Source organism: Alteromonas stellipolaris, assembly GCF_001562115.1.
GTDB classification, from domain to species: Bacteria; Pseudomonadota; Gammaproteobacteria; order Enterobacterales; family Alteromonadaceae; genus Alteromonas; species Alteromonas stellipolaris.
Genome location: NZ_CP013926.1, coordinates 4,211,130 through 4,235,902 on the forward strand (window position 1 = coordinate 4,211,130; position 24,773 = coordinate 4,235,902).

Annotated in this window: 19 protein-coding genes; 9 read left to right on the top strand and 10 right to left on the bottom strand. The window is 44.4% G+C overall.

Features of this window, described 5'->3' with window-relative positions:
- The first annotated feature begins 81 nt into the window (after positions 1-81).
- Complete coding sequence (locus tag AVL57_RS17805) at positions 82-801, top strand: EAL domain-containing protein (protein ID WP_057795706.1); 720 nt, start codon at positions 82-84, stop codon at positions 799-801.
- A 27-nt stretch (positions 802-828) separates the two neighbouring features.
- Here AVL57_RS17805 and trmB read toward each other — a convergent pair whose 3' ends face one another.
- The 3 genes from trmB to AVL57_RS17820 are packed head-to-tail and all read right to left on the bottom strand — an operon-like array spanning position 829 to position 3,244.
- Complete coding sequence (gene trmB / locus AVL57_RS17810; RefSeq protein WP_057795704.1) at positions 829-1,509, bottom strand: tRNA (guanine(46)-N(7))-methyltransferase TrmB; 681 nt, start codon at positions 1,507-1,509, stop codon at positions 829-831.
- Positions 1,509-2,321, bottom strand: coding sequence for an ABC transporter permease (locus AVL57_RS17815; protein WP_057795702.1), 813 nt, complete (start codon positions 2,319-2,321; stop codon positions 1,509-1,511). The genes trmB and AVL57_RS17815 overlap by 1 nt, the downstream gene beginning before the upstream one ends.
- Positions 2,322-2,323: 2 nt before the next feature.
- Positions 2,324-3,244: an ABC transporter ATP-binding protein gene (locus tag AVL57_RS17820; protein WP_013786309.1), complete on the bottom strand. Its 921-nt coding sequence runs from the start codon at positions 3,242-3,244 to the stop codon at positions 2,324-2,326.
- Positions 3,245-4,059: 815 nt separating this feature from the next.
- On the opposite strand from AVL57_RS17820, the gene pdsR reads away from it, so the two are divergent.
- The 6 genes from pdsR to AVL57_RS17850 all read left to right on the top strand — a co-directional run bounded on the left by pdsR (position 4,060) and on the right by AVL57_RS17850 (position 12,493).
- Positions 4,060-4,749, top strand: a complete 690-nt coding sequence (gene pdsR, locus AVL57_RS17825) for a proteobacterial dedicated sortase system response regulator (RefSeq protein ID WP_057795700.1) — start codon at positions 4,060-4,062, stop codon at positions 4,747-4,749.
- 12 nt (positions 4,750-4,761) lie between these two features.
- A complete protein-coding gene (gene pdsS / locus AVL57_RS17830; RefSeq protein ID WP_057795698.1) occupies positions 4,762-7,041 on the top strand; it encodes a proteobacterial dedicated sortase system histidine kinase in 2,280 nt (759 codons plus the stop codon).
- A 190-nt stretch (positions 7,042-7,231) separates the two neighbouring features.
- Positions 7,232-9,526 (top strand): TonB-dependent receptor, encoded by a 2,295-nt coding sequence (locus AVL57_RS17835; protein ID WP_057795696.1) that lies wholly within the window; start codon positions 7,232-7,234, stop codon positions 9,524-9,526.
- Between the two features lie 26 nt (positions 9,527-9,552).
- A complete protein-coding gene (locus AVL57_RS17840) occupies positions 9,553-10,233 on the top strand; it encodes a Fe2+-dependent dioxygenase (RefSeq protein ID WP_057795694.1) in 681 nt (226 codons plus the stop codon).
- A 284-nt stretch (positions 10,234-10,517) separates the two neighbouring features.
- A complete protein-coding gene (locus AVL57_RS17845; protein WP_057795692.1) occupies positions 10,518-11,270 on the top strand; it encodes a methylamine utilization protein in 753 nt (250 codons plus the stop codon).
- Positions 11,270-12,493: a hypothetical protein gene (locus tag AVL57_RS17850; protein WP_057795690.1), complete on the top strand. Its 1,224-nt coding sequence runs from the start codon at positions 11,270-11,272 to the stop codon at positions 12,491-12,493. Before AVL57_RS17845 ends, AVL57_RS17850 begins: the two co-directional genes overlap by 1 nt.
- Positions 12,494-12,499: 6 nt before the next feature.
- On the opposite strand, the gene AVL57_RS17855 is transcribed toward AVL57_RS17850, so the two are convergent.
- From AVL57_RS17855 to AVL57_RS17865, 3 genes are all read right to left on the bottom strand, one after another.
- Positions 12,500-13,591: a CNNM domain-containing protein gene (locus AVL57_RS17855; RefSeq protein ID WP_057795688.1), complete on the bottom strand. Its 1,092-nt coding sequence runs from the start codon at positions 13,589-13,591 to the stop codon at positions 12,500-12,502.
- Positions 13,592-13,748: 157 nt separating this feature from the next.
- Positions 13,749-14,990, bottom strand: a complete 1,242-nt coding sequence (locus AVL57_RS17860) for an SO_0444 family Cu/Zn efflux transporter (protein WP_057795686.1) — start codon at positions 14,988-14,990, stop codon at positions 13,749-13,751.
- Between the two features lie 284 nt (positions 14,991-15,274).
- Positions 15,275-16,963 (bottom strand): carbon starvation CstA family protein, encoded by a 1,689-nt coding sequence (locus AVL57_RS17865; protein ID WP_057795684.1) that lies wholly within the window; start codon positions 16,961-16,963, stop codon positions 15,275-15,277.
- Between the two features lie 337 nt (positions 16,964-17,300).
- Between AVL57_RS17865 and AVL57_RS17870 the strand changes: the two genes are divergently transcribed.
- Both AVL57_RS17870 and AVL57_RS17875 read left to right on the top strand, forming a co-directional pair.
- A complete protein-coding gene (locus AVL57_RS17870; RefSeq protein ID WP_057795682.1) occupies positions 17,301-17,819 on the top strand; it encodes a hypothetical protein in 519 nt (172 codons plus the stop codon).
- A gap of 268 nt (positions 17,820-18,087) precedes the next feature.
- The gene (locus tag AVL57_RS17875) at positions 18,088-19,665 is read left to right on the top strand and encodes a sodium:solute symporter family protein (protein ID WP_057795680.1); all 1,578 of its coding nucleotides are present in this window, start codon (positions 18,088-18,090) and stop codon (positions 19,663-19,665) included.
- A gap of 48 nt (positions 19,666-19,713) precedes the next feature.
- On the opposite strand, the gene AVL57_RS17880 is transcribed toward AVL57_RS17875, so the two are convergent.
- The 4 genes from AVL57_RS17880 to AVL57_RS17895 all read right to left on the bottom strand — a co-directional run bounded on the left by AVL57_RS17880 (position 19,714) and on the right by AVL57_RS17895 (position 24,766).
- Positions 19,714-20,775: an alpha/beta hydrolase fold domain-containing protein gene (locus tag AVL57_RS17880; protein WP_231751138.1), complete on the bottom strand. Its 1,062-nt coding sequence runs from the start codon at positions 20,773-20,775 to the stop codon at positions 19,714-19,716.
- A 172-nt stretch (positions 20,776-20,947) separates the two neighbouring features.
- A complete protein-coding gene (locus tag AVL57_RS17885) occupies positions 20,948-22,147 on the bottom strand; it encodes a hydroxymethylglutaryl-CoA reductase (RefSeq protein WP_057795678.1) in 1,200 nt (399 codons plus the stop codon).
- Positions 22,148-22,438: 291 nt separating this feature from the next.
- Positions 22,439-23,893, bottom strand: coding sequence for an NADPH cytochrome P450 oxidoreductase family protein (locus AVL57_RS17890; protein ID WP_057795676.1), 1,455 nt, complete (start codon positions 23,891-23,893; stop codon positions 22,439-22,441).
- 39 nt (positions 23,894-23,932) lie between these two features.
- Entirely contained in the window at positions 23,933-24,766 is an 834-nt protein-coding gene (locus AVL57_RS17895) for a DUF4198 domain-containing protein (RefSeq protein WP_057795674.1), read from the bottom strand.
- Positions 24,767-24,773: the final 7 nt, after the last annotated feature.

Here is a 24,773-nt window from a genome sequence, read left to right on the forward strand (position 1 = left end):
TGAAGTCGGCTAAACTTCTCAAATGATGATGGGTAGTGCTATATTTTGCTTATACATAAGAATAAAAATAAAGGCTGCAATGTGCCAATAAGAGCCGTAAGTGAAACCGTTTCTATCAATAATATCGTTCCCTACTTTCAACCCATAATGGATTTAAGGTCGAACCGTGTGTGGCGTTACGAGTGCCTGGCTCGTTTAATAACTGCCGAAGACAAAACCTTTTTGCCTAGCGAGTTTCTCTACCTGATTGAACGGGAACAACACGTTAAAGCACTTACCGAAGCGATGTTCTCCCAAAGTGCCCGTTACTTTCGCCATGTACAAGTGCCGTGGAGCATTAATATTAGTGCGCGAGATTTACTCAACGAAAACCTGACCACCACGCTTCTTTCCCATTTAATAGACTACCCAAACCCAAAAAGAGTCAGCATTGAGATAAGTGCCGCCAGTGCATTAACCCACCCAGAACTAATGCAAGCGTTTGTTGAGAGATGCGCAGAAGCAGGGCTTGGGGTTTTCTTAGATAACGTGGGTGAAAACCCAGGCAATATTAATGCAATATTGAATATGCAGATTAAGGGCATCAAATTAGCCGGTGGTTTGATAAGCCACTATGAACAAGATGACGCAGTGCAAGATTACGTCGACAATTTGCTCGCACTTTGCAAAGCGCGAGCGATTAGTGTGGTAGCAGAACATATTGAAACAGATTTACTGCTTGAAAGCGTGAACAAACTGCCCATTCAGTATGCACAAGGCTATGTCTTTAGCCCTCCACAACCGACTACCCCCCATCACTAGGCGTCGGTAGCTGTGCTCGCCCTTATTCTACGTGCCGCCTTCGGCCTCTTCTGAATTGCACTTGAGCGACCAGCAGTGTTGCCCGCTAGCGCGATATTTGCGTTCAAAAGGGGTCATGGCGTCATCAGACGTAATTTCAGTCAAATCAGATACCAAACCGTATTGAGAAGCAGCTTTAGCAAATTCCATTAAATAAACCAACCAATTACTACGCACTTCAATATTGGGGGTAATGGCCATTAAGTCTGTCATTGCTGCACTACCGTGCCAGCGTTTTTGCACCTGGGTTTTCTTCGGATACGGGTTCGGATAGAACAAGCAATGCTGGCTCACCTTCCAATTGGCCCTGTGAACCAATCGCCAAAAGTCATTCACATCGGCGCGGATAACCCGATAGTTATCTTGCCCAGCGGAATAATGCTGATGCTTATCCACCCGCTGCGCCGATTTGTCTAAACCAATAACACGGCACTCAGGGTTCGCCTTAGCAATATTTGATGTGCTTTCACCCACGCCGCAGCAAGAGTCCAAAATAATATCGCCGGTAAACCCATCAAGCCATTCGGTTGCTTCATCGAAGGCGAGTTGCGTATGCTCGCCAATAGGGCGCTGGTTTTCTGATGACTTATACCGCTTTACCAAGTCATCGAGTTTTTCGTGCACACCTTCTTGATTCGTAGTGATGCTTCTAGAATTTCCACTTGCCATTAACTACGTATTCCTTTGCCCGTTTTAAGCAGGTAATAAGCAACAGCAAACAGCACAACATTGAAGCCCACCAATAATACTAACGATAAAGTAACGTCAACATCTGAAACACCTAAGAACCCGTAGCGGAAACCATTCACCATATACACAACAGGGTTGGCCTTACTGACCCACTGCCAAAACTCTGGTAGTAAGCTGAGAGAATAGAATACGCCGCCAAGGTAGGTTAACGGTGTTAGTACGAAGGTGGGTACCACACTAATATCATCGAACGTTTTAGCAAAAATGGCGTTGATTAACCCTGCCGTTGAAAACAGTGATGAGGTAAGTAGCACCGTAAGAATAATGATACCAATGTGGTGTATTTGCACATCAACGAAGAACAGCGATACCAAGGTAACAATAATACCAATTAGCACTGCCCTTGCTACACCGCCCCCTACAAAGCCTAGAATGATCACCGACGTGGGCACAGGAGAAACCAGTAACTCTTCAATATTTCGCTGAAATTTCGCACTGAAAAAAGACGACGAAACATTTGCGTATGAGTTGGTGATAACCGACATCATGATCAAACCTGGAACAATAAACTCCATGTAAGAAAAGCCGCCCATTTCGCCTATTCGGTTACCGATAAGGCTACCGAAAATAACGAAATACAAGCTCATGGTAATAGCGGGTGGCACTAAGGTTTGGATCCAAATGCGTAAAAAGCGAGTGCACTCTTTTATCCAAATGGTGGTTAGTGCCACATAGTTTTGTTTGAACCAGCCAATCTTTTCGTCAGACTGTGTGTTTGCCTGTGAATTCATGTTTAACCCTCTGCCTTTGCCGTTTCAACCAAACGTACAAACAGCTCTTCTAATCGGTTTGATTTATTACGCATACTCAGAACTTGAATACCTTGCTCGGTTAATTGAGCAAAAACAGGGTTTAACCCTTCTGCCTTTTCTACATCAACTTCCAAGGTATGGTCGTCAAGTAAACGACTTTCGTAACCTGTAAGAAGCGGCTTTTGCTGACCAAGATTGATATCCAACACAAACGTTTCTGTATTTAATTTCGACAACAAGGCCTTCATACTGGTGTTTTCCACAATGGTGCCTTTGTTGATAATGGCAATATTGCGGCACAGCATTTCTGCTTCTTCCAGATAATGCGTCGTTAAGATAATGGTAATACCTTGGCGGTTAATCTCTTCTAAGAAGCCCCACATTGAACGGCGGATTTCTATATCTACGCCAGCGGTAGGCTCATCAAGTATTAATAAACGAGGCTCGTGCATAAGAGCACGGGCAATCATTAGCCTGCGTTTCATTCCGCCTGATAACTCTCGGGCTCTGGCATCACGTTTTTCCCATAAATCGAGCTGGGCTAAATACTTCTGTGCGCGCTCTTTCGCTATGCTTCTGGGAACCCCGTAATAACCCGCTTGGTTGAGCACTATTTGCATCACGGTTTCAAACTGATTGAAGTTGAATTCCTGTGGCACTAGGCCAATACACGCTTTGGCTTGCTCTTTTTGGGTATGAAGGTCGTAACCAAAAATCGATACCTTTCCATCGGTTTGATTAACCAAAGAGCTAATAATACCGATGGTGGTAGATTTACCCGCACCATTGGGTCCAAGTAGGGCGAAAAAATCCCCTTTGTCGACAGTGAGATCGACGCCTTTAAGCGCCTGTACGCCACCTTTATAGGTTTTGGTTAAGCCTGATATATCCAACGCTTTCATGTGCTGCCCGTAAGTTGCTCGTAAGTTGCTCGTCATTTAAGGCCTCCATAAATGAAGTCCCTGTTAATCGAAAAGCTCTATAGATCGAGAGCTATGTAAATCAAGTGTGCTTTAAATTCGGTTGAGGTGATTACCAGTTAGTCATGATACACCGACAACAGTGATAACGTGACGGCATACCCACCGCCAGAATGTTTAAAGCACAGTGCTGGTAAATGCGATTAATTCAACCTTTGCCGCGACAGAGGTATTTAATGCCTATTCCGCCAATGCTATCACCAATTTAAAGACGTCATAAAAAAGGGGGTAATTATGTCACATTTATTGTCCTTTCGGTCTGCCACTCCCCTGTACTTGCCGATTATTTTGCTGTTCTTATCGATTTGTTTATCGAAGTCTTAACATAGGGCTTTTTATATACTGCGGGCACAGCGCGTTTTGTGCCTGATAGTTAGCTGACAACAGACTAATTAGCGCAAGAGGAGCGTGACCAGAACGAGAGCGTGCTGACCGAGATAAAAGTGGCTTAACTAGAGATAGATGTATAAAAAAGCACTGCACCTAATTGGGGGCTAGGCACAGTGCAAGGGGTTGGCGTACCAAAGTGAGTCATACTTGAGTCAATCTGTCTTCCCAAGCACAGATATAGTTAACCAAGCAGACAAGGCAATATCAGGGCACAATAATGGAAAAGCTATTTTGTTTAATGGCAAATATGGCGAAAAGCGGGCGACTTTATGGAATTTGCGCCGAACTCAGGCACGGGCGCTTTTGCCAAGGTATAGTAGAGACAAGAATGATTGAGAGAAGAATTCATGCCTAAAACCATTGCACTAGTAGAAGATGATGCTGCTATAAGAGAAAACTACCTTGTTGCCTTGAGATCACAAGGGTACAAAGTTAATGCATTTGAAGATCGCCCCTCGGCAACTCAGGCGTTTAACGAGGCACTGCCAGATTTAGCTATTATTGATATTGGTTTAAAAGAAGAAATGGAGGGTGGCTTCTTGTTATGCCAGCAATTGCGAGGTTTGTCGCCCACCTTGCCTATAATCTTCTTTACCGCCAGAGATAATGATGTAGATACCATTAGTGGGCTTCGCATGGGTGCTGACGACTACTTAACTAAAGATATCAGCATGGCACACTTACTAGCCCGTATCGCCGCGCTTTTCAGACGAAGCGATTTAATGTCAGCCCCTGTTGAACAAAAAGACGAGCTTCGTATAGGTGAATTAAAAGTAGATGCCTCACGCATGACGGTAAGTTGGGGCACTGAGCCCGTCGCCTTAACCGTAACCGAGTTTTGGATGTTGCACGCATTGATTAAACACCCAGGCCACGTAAAAAGCAGACAACAGTTAATGGATGAGTCTCGCATGGTGGTAGACGACACCACCATTACTTCTCATATAAAACGAATGCGCAAAAAATTCATTCAGTTAGACCCCCAATTCGACCACATAGATACCGTTTACGGTATGGGGTATCGATGGCAGTTGTAAGGTATTGCTAACATGCGATTAAGGTTCTCCATACGCTTACAGTTACTCGTGTTGTCACTGTTCTTTTTTGCCATTCCTTACCTTGGCTATAATTACGTATGGGAGCTAGAGCAATACCTTCGCACCGGTCAAGAGCAAACCATGATAGGTACAGCACGGGCTGTTGCAACCGCCTTACATGAGCGTCCTGCGTTATTCGACAGCGAATCGGCTTATTTAAAAGACGTTCGTCCAGGCACTGATTTATACGCGCCACCTATTCCCTATCCTATTCAACTTGATGGTGAACTAAATGATTGGCAACAAGTTGACGACTTGCTTACCCACTATGGCGCTAACGAAATTGTTGAACGCTTTACTAGCGTGCAAACTAACGACGGAACCAAAAGCGCCGCTAGCGAAAATAAGGACGCCGCTAGCGAGGGCAAACAAACAAGCCTTTCATTCGAACATATGGTGGGCCGATATGATCAGTTCCTGTATGCCATGTTCAACGTTACCGACGATACCTTGTTGTGGCGACAGGAAAATAGTTTAAGTGTTGAACGAGGCGACCATTTACTCATTGGTATGCAAACCCCAGCAGGTGATTTAGCACGATATGTGGTTGCCCCCTATGAGAGTGGCTGGGTAAATGCGTTTAAATTAGCAGAGTCTGGCGCGACTAATCGTGCGGTGGAAAATGCGTTAAGTATTCAAGGGCGCTGGCAAGAAACCGCTGCTGGCTACAACATTGAACTTCGCTTTCCCCTCTCCATGACCTCGGGTGCACTCGCCTTTGCCATTGTTGACGTAGACGACCCGGTAACAAGGCAGAAGCGCTATGCTATTGGTACCGCCAACACGAATAACATTGATGAACTAGGCACGGTAGTAACACCGTCACCAGAAATTGAGCGCATATTAGCAGGACTAAAATATGCCGACTCCCGCGTATGGGTAATAGACAATCATAAGCGGGTATTGGCGCGAGCAGGTGATATACAAACGGCTTCAGGGCTAAATACTGCCAAGCGAGAAGCAAGCGAAAACCTGATATGGCGCTGGGTAGAAACCCATTGGTTACTGCCCTTGTATTACCATATTCTCACTAAGCCACCCGCTGATTTTGTAGATGAACTAGAGGATGCCTATGCATTGGCGGGCCGAGACATTGGTTTAGCCCTTAACGGTCAACCAGATTCATTATGGCGCTTAACGCCAGATAACAAAGCCGTGGTTGTGTCTGCCGCTTACCCTATTTTTATTGAGGGTGCGGTAATGGGTGCAGTGGTTGTAGAGCAAACCACTAACGGTATACGCACATTAAGAAACCGCGCTTTAGAGCAGCTTTTTCATGTTATTTTGGCGGTAATGATACTAGGTACCCTAGGCTTATTGCTTTTCGCCAGCAGAATATCCAACCGTATCAGGCGACTTCGAGATAACACCGAAGCCATTATTGATGCCAATGGGAAGATTGTCGGTAAATTACCTGTTGCCAAAGAGGGTGATGAAATTGGCGATTTGTCGCGGGCGTTTTCCGATGTTTTATTGCGATTGCAGCAATACAACTCCTATTTAGAAAACATGGCTTCTCGGCTTTCTCATGAACTTAGAACCCCTATCGCCGTGGTAAAGTCATCACTTGACGCCTTGTCTCAAGTGAGTGCTCAAGCCCATACCAGCGCTAGTCTAGAAGAGCAAGCAAACACGGTGGCGCAAAACAGTGCTCAGCAAGAAGTTTTCGTTCAACGTGCCCAGTCTGGTATCAGCCGTCTAAGTTCCATTTTAAATGCCATGAGTGAAGCCACCCGCTTAGAGCAAGCCATTGCGCAGGAAGATGTGACCACCTTCAACATGATTGACGTGATTAAAGGCTGTGTGGGTGGGTATCAGCATGCTTATACCGACAGACAGTTTGCACTATCTTATTCACCAGACGTAGCGATGCTAAAGGGCGCCCCCGATCTTATTGCGCAAATGTTCGATAAAATCATTTCTAACGCAGTAGATTTTAGTCAACCCGACAACATCATAGATGTAGCCGTTTATGCCAAAGATAAAAGAATCATTCTCACCGTAAGCAACCCCGGCCCCCTATTGCCCGAAGGAATGAAACAACAACTCGTACAATCGATGGTATCAGTTCGCCCTGAGTCTGAGACGGCGCAATCAGCAGGCTCACCTCATCTAGGTTTGGGACTTTATATCGCTGACATCATTGTCGCCTTTCATCAAGGTACGCTCACCTTGGCCAATCGAGATGACAAATCCGGAGTGATTGTTTCCGTTAACCTGCCAAAAATCTGATGTGCTAAGTTTTTTGAGGTGGCTTACAAACCGCCTTCTCCTTGCATTGATACCCCTCTAACGCAGACCTTTAAGTTTTCCTAAAAAATCCCTACAAAATTCGTGCATGAGAATTATTCTCATTAGTATTTACATTCATTTGCTGTTTCAATACACTTCGTCGCTTACACACACAGGAAAAACACACACTATGAAAAATAAAACGTTAACAATAGGCGCACAAACTATTGCTGCGGCATTAGCTTTCGGACACGGCGGCGCACTTGCACAAACCCAAGAAACTGAAATCTGCAAGGATAAAACAGAAGCTGAATGTAAAGCGCAACAAGACGAAATTGAACTGATCCGTATCCACGGTGTTCAACAGTCTATCTATCGCTATGACAAATCTGGCGATCCTCGTCGTTTAGCTGACCTTGTTGATACACCACAAACCATTAGTGTTCTTACACAAGACCAAATTCAAGAAAGTGGTAAAACTGACCTTAAAGATATTCTTGCTGCTCAAGCCGGTGTAACTCTTGGTACAGGTGAGAATGGTAATGCTTTTGGTGACCGCTATGTAATACGTGGCCACGAAGCACGCAGCGACGTGTTTGTTGATGGTTTGCGTGACCCAGGTATGACTACCCGTGAAAGTTTTGCCACTGAGCGCGTTGAAATTACTAAAGGCCCTAGTTCAACATTTGCAGGCCGTGGTTCTTCAGGTGGTGCGGTAAACAGCATTACGAAAAAAGCCTCTACTAGCTATAACTTTGGTCGTGTTGATGCTGCCATTGGTACCGACGAGCACACCCGCTTAACTGTAGATTTGAATAAAACGCTAACGGAAAACAGTGCAATTCGTGTTAACGCACTAACGTCTCAAGAAGACAAGCCGGGTCGTGAAGGCATTGAACGTGGCCGTGATGGTGTTCAACTTTCTTACGTACTAAACCCAAACGACAGACTGTCTTTCATTGGTGATGTTTATTACCTTAATGCAGAAGATAAGCCTGATTTAGGTAGCTACTACGACCGTGATGCGGGTTATCCGTTAGAAGATATTCCTGTTTATGCACAAGATGATGACTTCCAAAACTCAGAAGTCACTACCTTTACCTTCCGTACCGAATACGAAATTAGCGACAATGTTCGTTTCTACAACGCGACTCGTGCAGGTAACACTGAAAACGAATACGTAACAACCGGTATGAGTGCGACAACCCGTGATGATTCTGATGAAACAGCACCAGGTGCAGATACGCTTCGACTTAGCACGCACCAAGGCTGGCAAGAAGTAGATTACTTCACGACTCAATTTAACCTTTTCTGGGACACTTCATTTGCAGGCTTAGATCACCGTTTAGTATTTGGTTTTGAGTACAGCGATGAGTCGGTTGATAACGGTGTTTTCAATATTGAAAACCTAAATACCAACTGTGCAATTGGTGGTCGTCGTGGCGTATCACAAAGCTACTGTATTGTTGATGGTGATGGAAACCTTATCGATAACATCGGTTCACTGATGGACAGAACCATTGAACGTGGTGATGAAGATGCCCTTTTCGATATTGAAACCTATGCAATTTACGCCATGGATACCTTTGCGTTAACTGATAAGTTAGACGTGTTCTTCGGCCTACGTATGGACAGCTACGATTACAGCAACCAAACAAGTAACGACCTTTATGAGTTCTCTGATGAGTTGTTTAACGGTCATTTAGGTTTAGTATATGACATTACTGAACACGGTAATGTATACGCGTCTTACAGCACAGCTACGAACATCAATGGCGGCGAGTCTGACCTTGGTGCAAACTGTGGTTACGGTGGCCTATGTGGCACACCTGAACAAGCTGCACAAGCCGATCCAGAGCATGTTGAAAACATCGAAATTGGTACAAAATGGATGCTATTTGATGAGAATTTGATGGCAAATGCGTCAATTTTCCGTATTACGAAAAGCGATGTTCATGAAAGTATCGGTGAAGATGACTACTCAACTATTGGTACATTGAACACGGGTGAAAACCGTGTTGAAGGTGTTGAATTTGGTGTTAGCGGTGATATTACTGAGAAGTTCAGTGTTCAAGCATCTGCCGCCTTCATGGACTCAGAAGTACTAGACTCTTTCACCGAATCTAACATTGGCCTTGCGTTAAGTAACTTTGCAGACGAAAGCTTCTACCTACAACTGCGTTATCAACCAAATGAGAAGTTCGCTTTCGGTGGTGACTACACGTATAAGTCTGAAATGTTTGGTGGTCAGCCTGACACAGCAGCGGGTTACGATGCTGATACTGGCGAATACTCAATAGTTGTTCCTGATTATCAAGTATTCAACTTGTTTGCTAACTACTATGCATCTGAAAAACTAACGTTCCGTGTTAACATCGGTAACTTGTTTGATGAAGAATACTGGACTGCAGCTTATCGCTCTGGTGCCTTCATGTACATCGGTGACGGCCGTAATGTGACCGGTACGGTAAACTACGAGTTCTAAGTTAGTTTTAAGAGAAACGCTAAAAAATGATCATTATTGATAACCTACTAGACGCCGACCAAGTGAAGCAATATCGGGCTGCATTAGCCGATGTACCATTTAACGATGGAAAAGCGACCGCAATGGGCATGGCAGCAGGGGTTAAAAATAATGGTCAAGCTGATGCGCAGCACGCTACGGTTCAAGCGCTTGCCAACAACTTGTTGGCAAGCCTAGGTAACCATCCACAAGTAGTTTCTGCTGCGCTACCTCAGCGTATTTTCCCCCCTTGCTTCAACCGTTACAGTGAATCGCAGACATACGGCTATCATGTAGATGCCGCCATTATGCGTATTCCGAATACCCCTGATGTTTTGCGTAGTGATATGTCGATGACGGTGTTTCTGTCTAGTCCAAGCGATTATGAAGGCGGAGAGCTAGTTATTCAGACTGGTTTCGGCGAGCAAAAAGTCAAAGGTAACTTAGGTAGCGCGGTACTCTACCCTTCTTCAAGTTTACATAAGGTTACACCGGTAACTCGCGGCGAAAGAGTTGCGGCTATTACATGGATGCAGAGCATGATTAGCGATCAAGCTATTCGTGAAAGCTTGTATGAGCTAGACCAAAGTATTCAGTCTTTGGCACAAGGCGGCAAAGCCGACCGGGACGAGTTAGATAAACTTCATCACGTATACCACAACCTTATTAGAAAATTCTCCATCGTTTAAACTGGACAAAACCTTACCTGTCACGCAAGGTTATTCTGGTAGGTATGTTTTGGCTGTGTTGCTTTTACCCACTATATCTTGTTAGTCGCTTTCGTAATTTTGTTGTGGGTGACGATTGAGGGTTAGTCTGACATCGCCTTTTTGAGCTCGGCAGTTTAAAGGAAGGTCTTGATTCAATGCTTTTGTATAAACGCTTTAATAAAAAGTGAAATATACCTGCATTACCAACGGTCTCTATATAACTGAAAAAAAAGCTTTTAGAGAAAGAATAAGGTTTCTGTTAGATGAACAAACTGATGTGTGGATCATACTTTTTTATACCTAGCATTTGCTGGTTTAACCGCGTAACGCAAAACGCCAATAAGCTTGCTGTGCTAGTCGTTCTAGCCTCTCTAGGTTTCGTTGCAATGCTGGCTCCAATTAATGCCCGTGCTGATACTGTTACCGCCTCCATCACGTTACTAGATGCCGAACAATCTCCGGTTAAAGACGGCGTGGTTATCTTCACTCCCTTGTTTGATTTATCAAGCACAGAATCCAAAAATTCAGAAGCAGAATCAACACCTAAAACTGCGATTATGAATCAAATCAATAAGCAGTTTGCGCCCCATGTACTGGTGGTACAAAAGAACACAGAAGTCACCTTCCCTAATGCAGATAACGTGTTCCATCATGTTTATTCATTTTCACCCACCAAGCAGTTTGAGCTAAAGCTCTATAAAGAATTTACTGCAGAGCCACTGTTCTTTGAGCAAGCTGGCATTGTGGATATTGGCTGTAATATTCACGATTGGATGCTAGGTTACATCGTTATTGCCGATAGCCCTTATTTTGTAAAAACCGCAGATGACGGTAATGCTGGCATCTCACTACCCGCGGGTAAATATAGTGTTGAGTTTTGGCATCCGAACGCGCCAAACGAACAACCTTTTATAGAAACTGAAGTTGAATTAACCCGCGATAAAAACTTCACGCTAACCTTATCGAAAGTGATAGCAAGCGATGATGATTTTGATGACGGTTTTGGTGATTATTAATGCTGAGCCGTTGTATTTTCATTGTCTCTTTTTGCTGCATCAGTTTTCACGCTTTTTCAGATACAAGGTTGTTGCTTAGAGGTAGTGTTATTTCTGCAGATAACGCTGACACATTTCAAACGAATGGCGTTTCCCACCAGCGCTTTGAAAATAATGCAGTTGCCTTATCTCAAGCGGTACTAGCGTACGATAAAGTACTCAGCGATGATTGGCAGTTTCATGTTGTCGCCAACGGGTATAGTGATGGAGAACAAAAGCTCGGGGTCAGCCAACTCTATACTCAATACCGCCCCCTTACTGCATCCACCATTAAACCAGAAATTAAACTTGGCTTTTTTTACCCAGCAATTTCTGCCGAAAACACCGACATGGGCTGGCTGTCACCTCACTTTTTATCTAACTCAGCCATTAACAGTTGGATTGGGGAAGAGCTTCGAACCTTTGGTGTAGAGGCAAGCTTAAGACAAAACGGTAGGCAAGTTAGACGTGACTGGTCATGGAAAGTGGTAGGAAGTTTATTTAAGGGGAACGACACCACTGGCACCTTGCTATCTTGGCGTGGTTTTGCACTACATGACAGGCAATCGCTGAATGATGATAGAGTGAAATTCACTCCCATTCCTGGCGTGGTTTCTGAAGAAGGAATAGGCGCCCCAGCATATTCCGAGCCCTTTCGTGAAATTGATACGAAAACAGGTTATTACGGGGGGCTTCATTTAGCTCATAAGCGCCGTTCAGAGCTACGTTACTATTATTACGACAACCGTGCCAACCCACTCATTTTCGACCCTGACAGAATATACGCATGGCGCACGCGATTTCACGCGTTAACCCTTCGCCATATGCGTAACCGCAATGTAACCCTGTTCGGGCAAGCGCTGATAGGTGATACATTGATGGGGGAAAATATTGTAAATAACGACTTTTACGCGGCCTATATTGCTGCATCGTATACTCATGAAGCACATCAATTCTCGACCCGTTTAGACTGGTATCAAGTGATAGATAACGACAACACCACAGACGATCCGAATAACAGCAGAGGGGAAGCCATTACCGTTAATTACACCTATGCAATGAGCTCGCAAATAGCATTATCTGCAGAATGGCAAGTGAATCGAGGCCGCCAAGAAAATCTACGATTTTTAAATGCGTCATCGGTATCTAGTGAAAATTTTCACGAAAACTTATTTCAGCTAGCGATTACCTATCGAATCGACTGAACAAAACTAATCAGCTTTACCATTAGATTTAGACTTATCGAGTGACACATCAGGTACATTTTTGACCATCATTCTCTCTTTGCGGCGCGTCATCATTTTTGCCAACCTACGCATACTTACCGTTGTGTCTTTCTCATCAATAATATCTACGCCTAGCAAGCGCTCCAGCAAATCTTCAAGGGTAATTACCCCTTCCAATCCGCCATACTCATCTACCACTAAAAGCATATGAACATGTTTATCGATAAAATGATCGAAGGTTATCGACAGTGGCATAGAGCCTAGTATGGTCACCATATTTTTTGCATACTCAGATAGCGGTTTATCGGTATTCCCACGAGCTTGTGCTACCAATAAATCTGAACGCATGACATAACCGGTGATGTTTTCAGAGTCTTTGTCTTCATAAACAGGAATTCGGGAATACTCAATATGCGCGTGCTTATGGAAAAACACTTCTACGGTCATCGATTCTGCCACTGAAAACAACACCGTTCGGTGGGTTATGGCATCTTTTACCTTCAATTCGTGCAAGCTCAGCAAGCTTTGTAAGAATACTGCTTCGTGGTTAGCTAGCTGCCCTTCTTGCCCTGATAGTTCGGCCATGGCGTGCAGCTCACCGCGACTTAAACCACGAAGTGGGCTGTCATCTTTAAACCCTCGCGTGAGTAATTCAGACATCACCACAAAGGGTTTAAGAATAGTAATCAGATACTTAAGGAAATAGGCTGTCACTGGCGCCAATCCACGCCAATAGGTTGCACCTACGGTTTTAGGAATAATTTCAGAAAAAACCAAGATAAGAAGCGTTAATACCGCTGAAATCACGCCCAAGTATGCTTCGCCAAATACACTAGCAGCCTGCGCACCCGCACCTGCAGCTCCCATTGTGTGAGCAATAGTATTTAATGTTAAAATTGCCGATAGCGGCGTGTTGATATTATCGGTCTGCTTTCTTAACAAGATACCGCTAGGCCGGTTCTCTTTTTCTAAAACAGAAATGTAGGCTGAGGACACACTTAATATGACTGCCTCAGCAATTGAGCATAAAAAAGAGAAGCCCAAGGCAATCAATACATAAACGATGAGTAAAAACATGAGTCCTTTCCGATAATCGGAGTATGAAGCAAACGACCATTATGCAAGCCTTAACCGGACTTACAAGAGCGCAGATGAATTAAATACGAATACCGCGTAATTTACTCATAAAAATAGGAATACATATACTGTATTCCTATTAATTTTTACCTTTGTGTTAACCACAACAGTCTTGGTGGTTTTCTTCACGCTGTGCCAACCTAGCATTGACTTTTTTAACGCCCAATCGAGCCATTAGTGCAGCAAGAAGAATAGCGCACGCTGCATAGAGCGCTTGAATGTTAGCACCATGACTGTGTAGTTGGCTTTCCATATGAATTAAGCCTTCTAATGATAATGCTGACACCGCGTAATTAAGCAAATAGCCAAACCCAATACTGGCCGTAATTACACTAAACAAATACAAACACAGGGTTCTAAAACCCATTTCTTGTTTGATCATGCCCATGGTAGAGACATTAGTAGCCGGCCCTGCCATGAGAAATACCAGCACCGCGCCAGGTGATAACCCAGCAGCTAAAAAACCCACTGCAAGCGGCGTAGATGCCGTGGCGCAAATATACATAGGAATGCCAATGATGGCCATGACCAACATAGCGATAACCCCATCACCCCATTGAGTGAGAAAGTCTGTTGGTACCCAAGTTTTGATGGCTGCGGCTAAGGCTAGACCAATAAGTAGCCATACCACAATATCTTCCAGCAACTTACCTGAGGCATAACGAAACACTTGGGTCAATTTGTTACTTTGTTTTGCCAGCTCCGCCGAAGTAGCTGGCGTGTCGTCGCAACAACTTGTGGTTGGCTGCTTGCTGGCGCAACAACTGGTTTGCTCTTGATTCAGCGAGGTAGCTTCCACTTGCTTTGAAGCTGCAGAGGCCTCACTTGAACAGCAAGATGCTTTGTCAGAGTGATTGTCAGAGTGCTTATGAGCATTAGCATGTGAATGGTTATTAGCGTGCTCGTGTTCTGCTTTGTGAGGCTTGTCACCATCAAACCATCTCACCATTAGACCGGCATAAATTGCGCTAACGATAGCGGCGATTGGTCTTACAATGGCGTACAGAGGGCCCAATAATGCGTAGGAAACAGAGACACTGTCTACGCCTGTTTCAGGAGTAGAAACTAAAAATGAAATCGTCGATGGTTTAGATGCACCGCTTCTACGCAGCCCTATGGCCGCTGGAATAACCCCGCAAGAACATAAAGGCAATGGAGCGCCTATTACCGCCGCCTTTGTGATAGAGGCTATTGAGCTGCTTCCCATATGGCGCTCTAAAAAGCTAACCGGCACCAGCTCGTGCATGATACCCGCCACCAGCAGGCCCAGTAACAGCCACGGAGCAGACTCCATAAATAGGCTGATAAAATTTTGCACTAAGAGCATTAGGTCAGTCATACCACTCCAAACGAACCGCGTTGAATACTTTATTTTTTACTTACTGATTTACTGCGCCAACTTACTAAGATTGTTTAATGTACAGCAAACCTACCAAATTCGGTGAAAACGTATAATAGCAAATTTACGCTCCTACCGTGAATGAACTAGAAGTAATCCACCTCATCGAATAACCCGATTGCCTACAAAAAAGCCGACGCCTAGAATAACTCTCTGCGTCGGCTTTGTATAAAACTAGCGCTCACCCAACTAAAGATAGCGGCTCGCTATCTTTAGTGCTGTGGCTATTCCTTCTCGCCCACTTCGTCTTGATGTCCGCTGCGAAGTTTAGCCACAACAGACCAAGCTTCAAGCATCACTAACACAGACACCACCAGCACCACAGCATCTAAGAAAACTAATAAGTAGTTTTCAGCAAGATAGTACTCTTTAAGCTTTATTAGCCCAGCAAAGAAAGCCATTACCAAAACGAATACCATGGGTATTAATGTGTAACGGGCTGGTCGTCCCATCTTGATTAGCATGACGGAAATAACTAACAAGGTAAGACTCGCCAGTATTTGGTTGGTAGAACCAAACAACGGCCAAATGATCATACCGCCACCGCCTGAAGAACCACCTGCACCAAAGGCTAGTAGTAAGCAACAAGCAACCGCTAAGAAGGTCGCAACTACCCCATTTTTAAGTGCTGACAATTTATAAATATCGCCCCACTCTTGAATAATGTACCGCTGAAGACGAACACCGGAGTCCATGGTTGTGCCTGCGAACAGCACTACCATTACCGCTAATATCGTCGATGAGAAAGCTTCGGGTAGCCCCCACCCTTGGTGAATAAGCGCCGCTCCGCCGCTAATAAACGCACCCACGCTACCTGCACCTAAGTGACTGTAGACTTCATGCCACTCTTCTGGAGAGGCCGCAAACGCCACACCACTAACCGCAACAATAGTAATCAGCGCTAAGGAACCTTCACCAATCGCCCCTAAATAACCCACAAAGCGTACATCAGTTTCCTTATCTAACTGTTTAGAGCTGGTGCCTGAGGCCACAATACCGTGGAAACCAGACACTGCACCGCAAGCAATAGTCACGAACAACAATGGAATTAAGCTAGGAGAGTCCATGGCCGTCTGTGTATTGAAGGCTGGCGCGGTAATATCTGGCATAGCAAAGAAGACCGCACCATACAGTAGGAATAGGCCAACCAATAACTGCATACCGTTAATAAAATCGCGGGGCTGAAGTAACATCCACACCGGCAACAACGAAGCAATAGCAGCGTAAATAAATAAGATAATAATCCAGTTCGCTTTGTCAGCTAAACCAAACATGGTTTCAGGCAAACTAATAGGAATGTAGCTACCTGCATAAACCGAAGCATAAAGCACAACAATACCAACAAGACAAAGAGGGATTAAACCAAAGTTACGTTTTAATAACTGTCCAATAACCAATGCAACGGCAATGGCTGTCCAAGCAGGGAATACCGCATTTGGCTGAGAGACAAAGGAGTTTGCTATCACCACACCAAAAACGGCATTAACCATTAACAGTACTAGAAAGATAACAATCATAAACAATGAACGAGAACGCTTGCCTATTACGCTTTCAGACAATGCCCCCATAGATTTACCTTTGTGACGTGCACTGGCCCACAAGGCGCCCATGTCGTGCACACCAGCAAACAATATGGTACCGAAAATCACCCAAAGTACGGCAGGCACCCAGCCCCAGTATACGGCGATCGCAGGCCCTACAATTGGCGCCGCCCCCGCTACTGAAGTAAAGTGATGCCCCCAGAGCACGACTTTATTGGTAGGTACAAAGTCTTTACCGTCCTGCAGCTCGTGAGCTGGCGTGGTGAAGTTGTCGTCTAATTTAAATATTCTCGTGGCAATAAATTTCGAATAAACGAACCACCCGAGGAGCATGCCCACGATCCCGAGTAATACTATGGCTATTGACTGCATATTATTGTCCTGTGTCGATGTTGCACCGCATCATTCAATTTTGTTCTTGAACACATATACAACGCTTTTCTGTCGTTAAAAAACGCTTATTTAAGCATTAAAACATTATTTACTTTTTCACGTCGCCATATTAGACCAAAGTCTATTGTGGTAGCAGCTTTTTTACACTGCTCGTACCATGCGAGCTTCATAATTTTTACCCATCATTTACAACAAAAATAGCAGGCAAAACGAAAATAGCAGGTAAATATAGTTTTAATCTTACCTTCACCCTTCAAATACCCCTCAGTCTCGTTTATAAAGGCTCATCTATAAATAAATCTATTAGTAAGTAGTTATGGCATCACCAAAATTTCACATGGCCGTCCGTAAATATCACCGATGGTTAGGCTTTTTCTTAGCAGGCATAATGGCAATTTATGCTGTCAGTGGCGTGTTACTCATTTTTCGCCCCACCGATTTCCTGAAATTCGATCAAACTGAGGTCCGTCAGTTGTCTCAAGACTTGAACGGCAAACAGGTAGCATCGAAAATTAAGGTGAAAGGTTTGAAGGTGGTTGAAGAGAATGACAACCAAGTTGTGTTAAATATGGGAACATATGACAAGGCAGATGGTGTCGCCACCATTACCCGTAAAGACTACCCTCTTGTTCTGGCAAAAATGGTGAAGCTTCACAAAGCGACTAATAACAGCCCCTTATTTTGGTTGAACATTAGCTTTGGCGTTGCCCTTTTGTTTTTTGTCATATCTGCATTTTTGATGTTTATGCCGAAACTGCCTATGTATAAAAATGGGCTTAAAATAGCGGGATTAGGTGCCGTAGTGGCTGTACTTGTTGTGATGTTCGGATCATAATTTCACATGTTCGAATCACCTTGGTGTGGTTCGAACACTTTTTAGCACATGCTTGAACCCTGTGGTAACGTATCTGAATAGTAACGAATTCGTACGCTCACTATCAGGGAAGATTCATGCCGCGCCACTACAGACCGCACCATTTATTCACTATAAGCACGCTCGCTATAAGCCTTCGCGCCAACCACACGTTGGTTTTAAACACGCTTACGACACTCACACTTAATACCCCCTTAAACGCAGCAACACATATGCACAGTGAGCGACTATGAATTTTGTCGATTTCACGGTAGTGGCTATATACCTTGTGGGTTTGTTAGTCATGGGTTTTGTGTTTCGAAAACAAGTGAGTAAGAAAGATTACTTTCTTGCTAATCGACAGCTGGGCTGGAAGCCACTTTCCCTCTCCATTATGGCCACGCAGTTATCTGCAGTAAGCTTTATCTCGGCTCCTGCTTTTGTTGGGCTAAGAGAAGGTGGTGGCCTTATTTGGTTATCATACGAGCTCGCCCTCCCTCTTGCCATGCTGGCCTTGCTCTATTTTATTTTACCCACCTTGTACCGCTCTGGCGTCGTCAGTGTTTATGACTTTTTAGAGCAACGTTTTGGCCGCTCATCACGAGTATTGATTAGCGTGGTGTTTCAAATAAGCCGTTCTTTTGCCACCGCCATTATGATTTACGCCATTTCTATTATATTGCAAAGCACGATGGGCTTAGCGTTCTGGCAAAGCGTGTTGTTGATTGGTGTTATTACCCTTATTTACTCTTTGCAAGGTGGCATGAAAGCCGTTGTGTATGGTGATGCTGTGCAAATGATATTGATAGTTGCAGGCGCCTTGGTGTGTTTAGGTTTCGGGCTATATCATATAGGCGGGTGGACAAGCTTTCTTGAGCAAGTACAGCCTGAACGACTCTCTACACTAAACACATCATCTTATGGATTTGATGGCGAAGGTTTCGGCCTGCTGCCCATGGTTTTTGGTGGCATCGTGCTATACGCTTCATATTATGGCTGCGACCAATCCGAAGCCCAGCGTTCGCTGTCGGCAAGGAGCCTAGGCGATTTAAAGAAAATCATTATGACTGCCAGCTTCTTACGTTTCCCTATAACCCTTATTTACTGCTTCGCAGGGTTAATCATCGGGACATTAGCACTGACCACCCCAGAATTCCTTGCTCAAATTCCTGACGATCAACCCGATTGGCTGATGCCTATCTTTATAGTCAACTACCTTCCGAACGGTATTTTAGGTTTGTTATTAGTGGCCATTTTAGCCGCGGCCATGTCATCTTTAAGTTCTGCGATTAATAGCTTGGCTGCGGTATCAGTTGAAGATTATTGTCGGGTAGTGGGTAAAACACTGTCGCCAGAAAGTACCCTTCAAGTGGCTAAGTACACTGGCATGTTCTGGGGCTTGCTCACATTGGGTTTGTCATTTGTGGTAGATGATATTGCGCCCACCATTATTGAGGCCATTAACAAGATTGGCTCGGTTTGCTTTGGTCCTATTTTGGCTACATTTTTCTTAGGCGTGTGCACAAAACACCTTTCGGCAAAGCAGGTTAATACTGGGCTTATCGCTGGTGTATTGGTCAATATATATTTGTGGCTAAACCAGCCGGATGTATTTTGGTTTTGGTGGAACGTGACTGGCTTTTTAACCGCACTTAGTGTTTCACTCGGAGTGTATTGGCTAAGCCCAGGCCTGAATCAACAAAAGGTTAAACAGCCCTTTATCAACATCCGCCAAGATGTACTCACTAAAGCCAATATGGCGGCCCTAATTACTTGGTGTGTTGTGCTTATAGGTATTTGTATCGCCTTACCTATGATGCTTATTTAATAACCGGCTATGTCGTACATTTGGGATGCTAACCGTCATTATCGACGGTTAGTCGAAACTATTAGTACTAACACTTAGCAGAAACTGCTTGAGCTCTTGGTATACAGAAAGAGACTCTGGGGTTTCATAAGCTACAACGTAGTCGGCATGGGATAACCCTTCGAAAACTTCTAATTGCGTACGCACGTTCGCATTACGCAACTTACGATTCACTCGTACCGTATCACTTAAAAACATATCCCGCGTGCCCGATACGAGCAACGTAGGCGGAAAGCCATCAAAATTGCCATAAAGAGAGGAAATAGACGGGTGGGTTAAGCTCTCACTCCCTGCATACAACTTAGCTGAAGCGGCTAGAAAACCTTGGTATGTCAACAATATGCGATCAATACCTTCATTGGTATAAAGGGTATCGCCGGTTTTCGTCAAATCAGCCCAAGGGGTGCCAGCATACACCGCCAACGGCAACGATTGTTTTGTTTCAATAAGCGTTTGCACGGCAGAAAGTACCAATCCTGCTCCTGCAGATGTGCCACCTATAAAAAGGTTATGTGCGCCATGCTCTGCAGCCAAGCTGCTATAAACCGACACTACATCGTTAAGCGCAGCGGGAAATGGCGCATGAGGTGGCATTCTATAGTCGATACTAATCACTGTAATACCGACTCTATGGGCGATTAATAAGCTTTCTTCTATACTGGGAAGCCCAGCAAAAAACACGTAGGCTCCCCCGTGTACATCAATAAACACCTTGTTTTTAAATTCAGGTGCAATTGTCTTAGGCGTAAGTCGCCTGACCGTTACGCCATTAATTTTTTCCAAAGACACATCAACATCAAACTGCTTTCGCATTTTTTTGATTTTCTTTTTCTGATCGCCGTTTCTTTTTTGAATCAATTCACGCCACTGCTCTACAGATTGAGGCGTGTTGTTAATGACTTCATCAACTGACGGCATGGGGTATTCAGAGATAGCGCTTTTAAGTTCATCGCTCGCAGCGCGAGGTAGCGGTACCATTTTAGTCGGCACTGTTAACAAAGATTCAGTAGTCGATTTGGCTGTATCAGTGTTGTGGGCAGAAGCTTCAGATGTAGAAGACGAAAATGTCATTGATACCACCAAAATGAAAAAGGAGAAGATGAAGGACAAGGTAAGTAGATTCATGCGCAAAACGCTTTTATATTTTTGAGGTTGTTATAACCCATAGACTCACCCGTATCCTGTTACTTTTCAACAGTAATCGCCATTCAATTCAGCTGCGCTCATTACTTTCATATAAAACTTAGGGGCGATTACGACCAAACTGGTCATGACTCGAAACCCATTCATCTGCCACCACTGCCGCGCCCAAAGATAACTCGCCGCACAACACGGTTGCAGCAATAATTTCGGCTAACTTATTCACGCCGCCTTTACCATAACACCCTAGCGTTTCTAAACACTCTCGCTGGGTTGCTAACCCAGTACCACCACCATAGGATGCCACTACAAGTGAAGGAATAGTAATAGAGAAATAGTAATCGCCATTCGGAGTGATTTCGCTGTAGGTATACCCTGCTGATGATTCGGCTACATTCGCAACATCTTGGCCGCAAGCGATAAATAAAGCGGTAATACCATTGGCAAAGTGGGCTCCATTGCTGACGCTACCCGCAATGAATGCCCCCATGTTAGACAACTGGCGTTGCTTGAATAATGCTTCCGGCGAGCAATGCATTAATGACTTCATTAAATCTGCAGGAATAGTAGCTTCGGCCACCACCCGCTTGCCTCTGGTGTGCAGCGAATTTAAAAAAGAGTGTTTTTTGTCGGTATCTAAATTACCCGATAGGGCAAAGTGTTCAAGCCCAGCTATATGCTGCGACTGCATCCATTGACAAGCATGCCGGGTGGCCTTGCTAACCATGTTCTGCCCTGCCGCATCGCCGCAGGTAAAGTTAAAGCGTAACCACCGCATTTTAGATACGGCATACTGCTCAATATCACGCAACTTGCCAACCGAAGTCGTTTCTTCTGCTTTAGCTTTAATTAATTCGAAGTTGTCAGTTACCCACTTCCCGAATGCTAGTGCCGCGCGAGCGTCTTCAAACACAAATACTGGTGCCCGCTGCATAGCATCATCAATAACGGTAGTTTTAACCCCTCCCGACTCTGCGGTTAAGCGCATGCCGCGGTTATAGCTTGCAACTAACGTCCCTTCCGTGGTTGCCATTGGTACATAGAATTCGCCTTTTGCGGCTACTCCGTCTATAACAAGCGGCCCGGCCAATCCGATAGGTACTTGAGCAACACCGGTAAAGTGCTCAATGTTACCTGGCAAGGTATCTGGCTCAATTGAAAACGTACCGACATGTTTCATTTCAGCGCCGGTTTTATTCTTCACAAACTGACGCCGTGTTTCCGCCATTTCTGCGCTGTAGTCGTTGGAGGCACTATCTTTTGAGCTTTTGCCATTGGAGCTGCCGCGTGGGATCTTAGCCATAACACTTACTTGTTAATTTAATGTTAACCCATTATGTTATGCCTAGTGCTCCTGCGCAAATCAACCCTATGTATTACTAGTCATAGTTAGCTGCAATAGTTCGTAGCGCTAGTTCGTGGCAATAGCTCGTAGCACTAGCTCTTAGCGCGAGTTCTTAACCTTAGTCTGTAACACATAGGCACGGGGACTGATATGGGTATTATTGATAGATCACTTTAGTTGCGGGCGCTTATGAAAAGGCAGGCGTATAAATAGTGGTGAAGAGTAAAAGGTGTAAATAGCATTAAGCGTTTAATAGAGATCTCTATGATACCGACGTTTTTCGATAAGCGTGGAGTACTGCTCTTCACCCAACACATCTCGTAGGGCAGCATCGACGCCTTTACCCATTCCTTCAAAATTACCACAAACATAAATCTGCCCATCACGGTCAGTGTATGGACTAGCATCGCTGCTAATGCATTTACCGGAGTTAGAGGCTTTACCAGAACTAGCACCTAGGAACGCTTTTAAAGCGTCGGCCTGTTCTACTATCATATGCTGAACATACTTTTTAGACGCAGTGGTAGAATCTAAAGAAGACTTCGAAAAAATAATAGAGGTTTTATGAATGCACCGTGCATTGTGAAAGGGTGATAGCGCCTTACTTAAAACGTTATCAAGTTCTGAGTCTCGTTCACCATAAAAAATCCATACTGGACCACTTTCTTTAAGTATGGCTCGTTTAGCAAGTTGAGCCCTAACACCAGCAATTCCACTTCCAGCAGCTATAAGCACTAAGGGGCATTGGGTATCGGTGATCACCGCATTAGTATTTTTGCGTATTTGTGCATAGGCAGCTTGGTTCTGAAGTAATTTGTGCGTTAAAAAGCCCGAACCATAGCCAAGTTCTCCTTTCGCATTTCTTACCTCTCTCACTACCAGTTTTAAGTCATCTTCTTGGGGTGCTGAGGCTATGGTATATGAACGTCCGACTAGCTTTCTTAAGGGCTTTGTCAAGGACTCGCTTGAGGGGCGCTTCTTATGCGCTATATCAGGGTAGATATCTATAATATCTCCCGCTTCCCAAGTTGTTGGTGCTGTGCCCGTCTCATCCGCTGATGGAGGCGGCTTTAAGGTGATTGCATACAAGCCACGGGTATTGTCTTGGTTCAGCTGTTTGCGGTGTTCTAATACCCAAGGTTGAATTTGTTCAGATGAATCATTCGCTAAGGAATTAAGATGTACTAGATGTTCACCCTTTCCACTATCTAATGTAGTAAGCGAGTTTAATGGCGTGGCACCTAGTAAGCTCATGTTCTCATAAAGAGAGACTGCAAAGCGGCAAAACTGTTTGTATTCCCGACTTCCCAACCCGATAACTTCGAATGACAAGTTTGATAAAGGTGTAGCTCCACTCTTTTTTGCTCGCTGTAAAGTGTGATAAAAGCGAGTGCCTGCATCTGGTGGCTCTCCCTCACCGTAAGTGCTAACGACAAACAATGCCTTTGATACATTGCCAAGCATTGCAAGATTTAAAGAAGCCATGGAAACCAAGGAAATCGCTTCGTTTTCGGCCAATTCTGCTGCTTTAGCCCGTGCAATTTTTTCGGCGGTGCCGGTTTGGCTAGCATAAACAATCAAGGTTTGATTTTTACTATCACTACTATCAACGTTAGTCTTACTTTTAAAAAAAATCACCGCTACCCACAACACATAAAGCGTGACGCTAGATAGTGCAATGAGTAAACGGTGAGTTTCAGTCATGGTACTTTTAAAATATCTTAGTAAATGCTTAAGTTGAGCTTACAGTGGTAGCACTTCAAAGGTACCTGAGTAACTTCCGGTTCTTACCGTTGCTGGCAGTTCAGCTTTATCATCTTTGTAACTAATTTCGACAAAGTACATACCTGCTTGTGGCCAGGTAATGTTAATTTGTCCTTCGTTATTTGATGTTACCGAAATCATTTCTTGGGTGTTTCTATAACGCATACCGCCACGCACCACTTCAACTTCTGCACCTACTGCTGGCTTACCATCAATAAGTAAAGTAAAGGTAGCGGTTTCGGTAGCAAACAAATCATTAGGGTGGGTTACTGGAATAAGTTCTAAGCCCTCGTTGCTTGGGGTAAATACTTTTTCTGAAGGCGCACCAAGAGTAACAAAGGTTTCAACACGGCGTGAACCTTGAGTCACACTTAAATCGGTCGCTTTTTTAGGTACTGATGTAGCAAACTCTTCTGCTACATAAGGCTTACCGCGACCAGGCCACATTTTACGGTTACCCTCTTCATCTTTCCAAAAAGCGCGTATACCAGAGCTGAAAGACGTGATCTTAAACGTCCCTTCCTCTTCCAATTTTACATCGAAAGTAGTGCGATACTTTCCACGTGCGCTATTTTCAGTTTCTATTGTTTCACCACTAGGCGCAGTCACCACTAAATCATCAGTATTCATTGCAAAATGATCAGGGTGAAAAATAGTGTTTGAGATAGCGGCATCAAACGTTACGTAAGCTTCTTCACCCGACAGAACTGTTGAGCTTGGCAATAGCCATGCTCTGTGAGCGCTGGCAGAAAATGAGACTGCTAATGTTGCGGCTAACGCGACCAGTGATGTAGTTACCGATAATTTTTTCATAATGTCC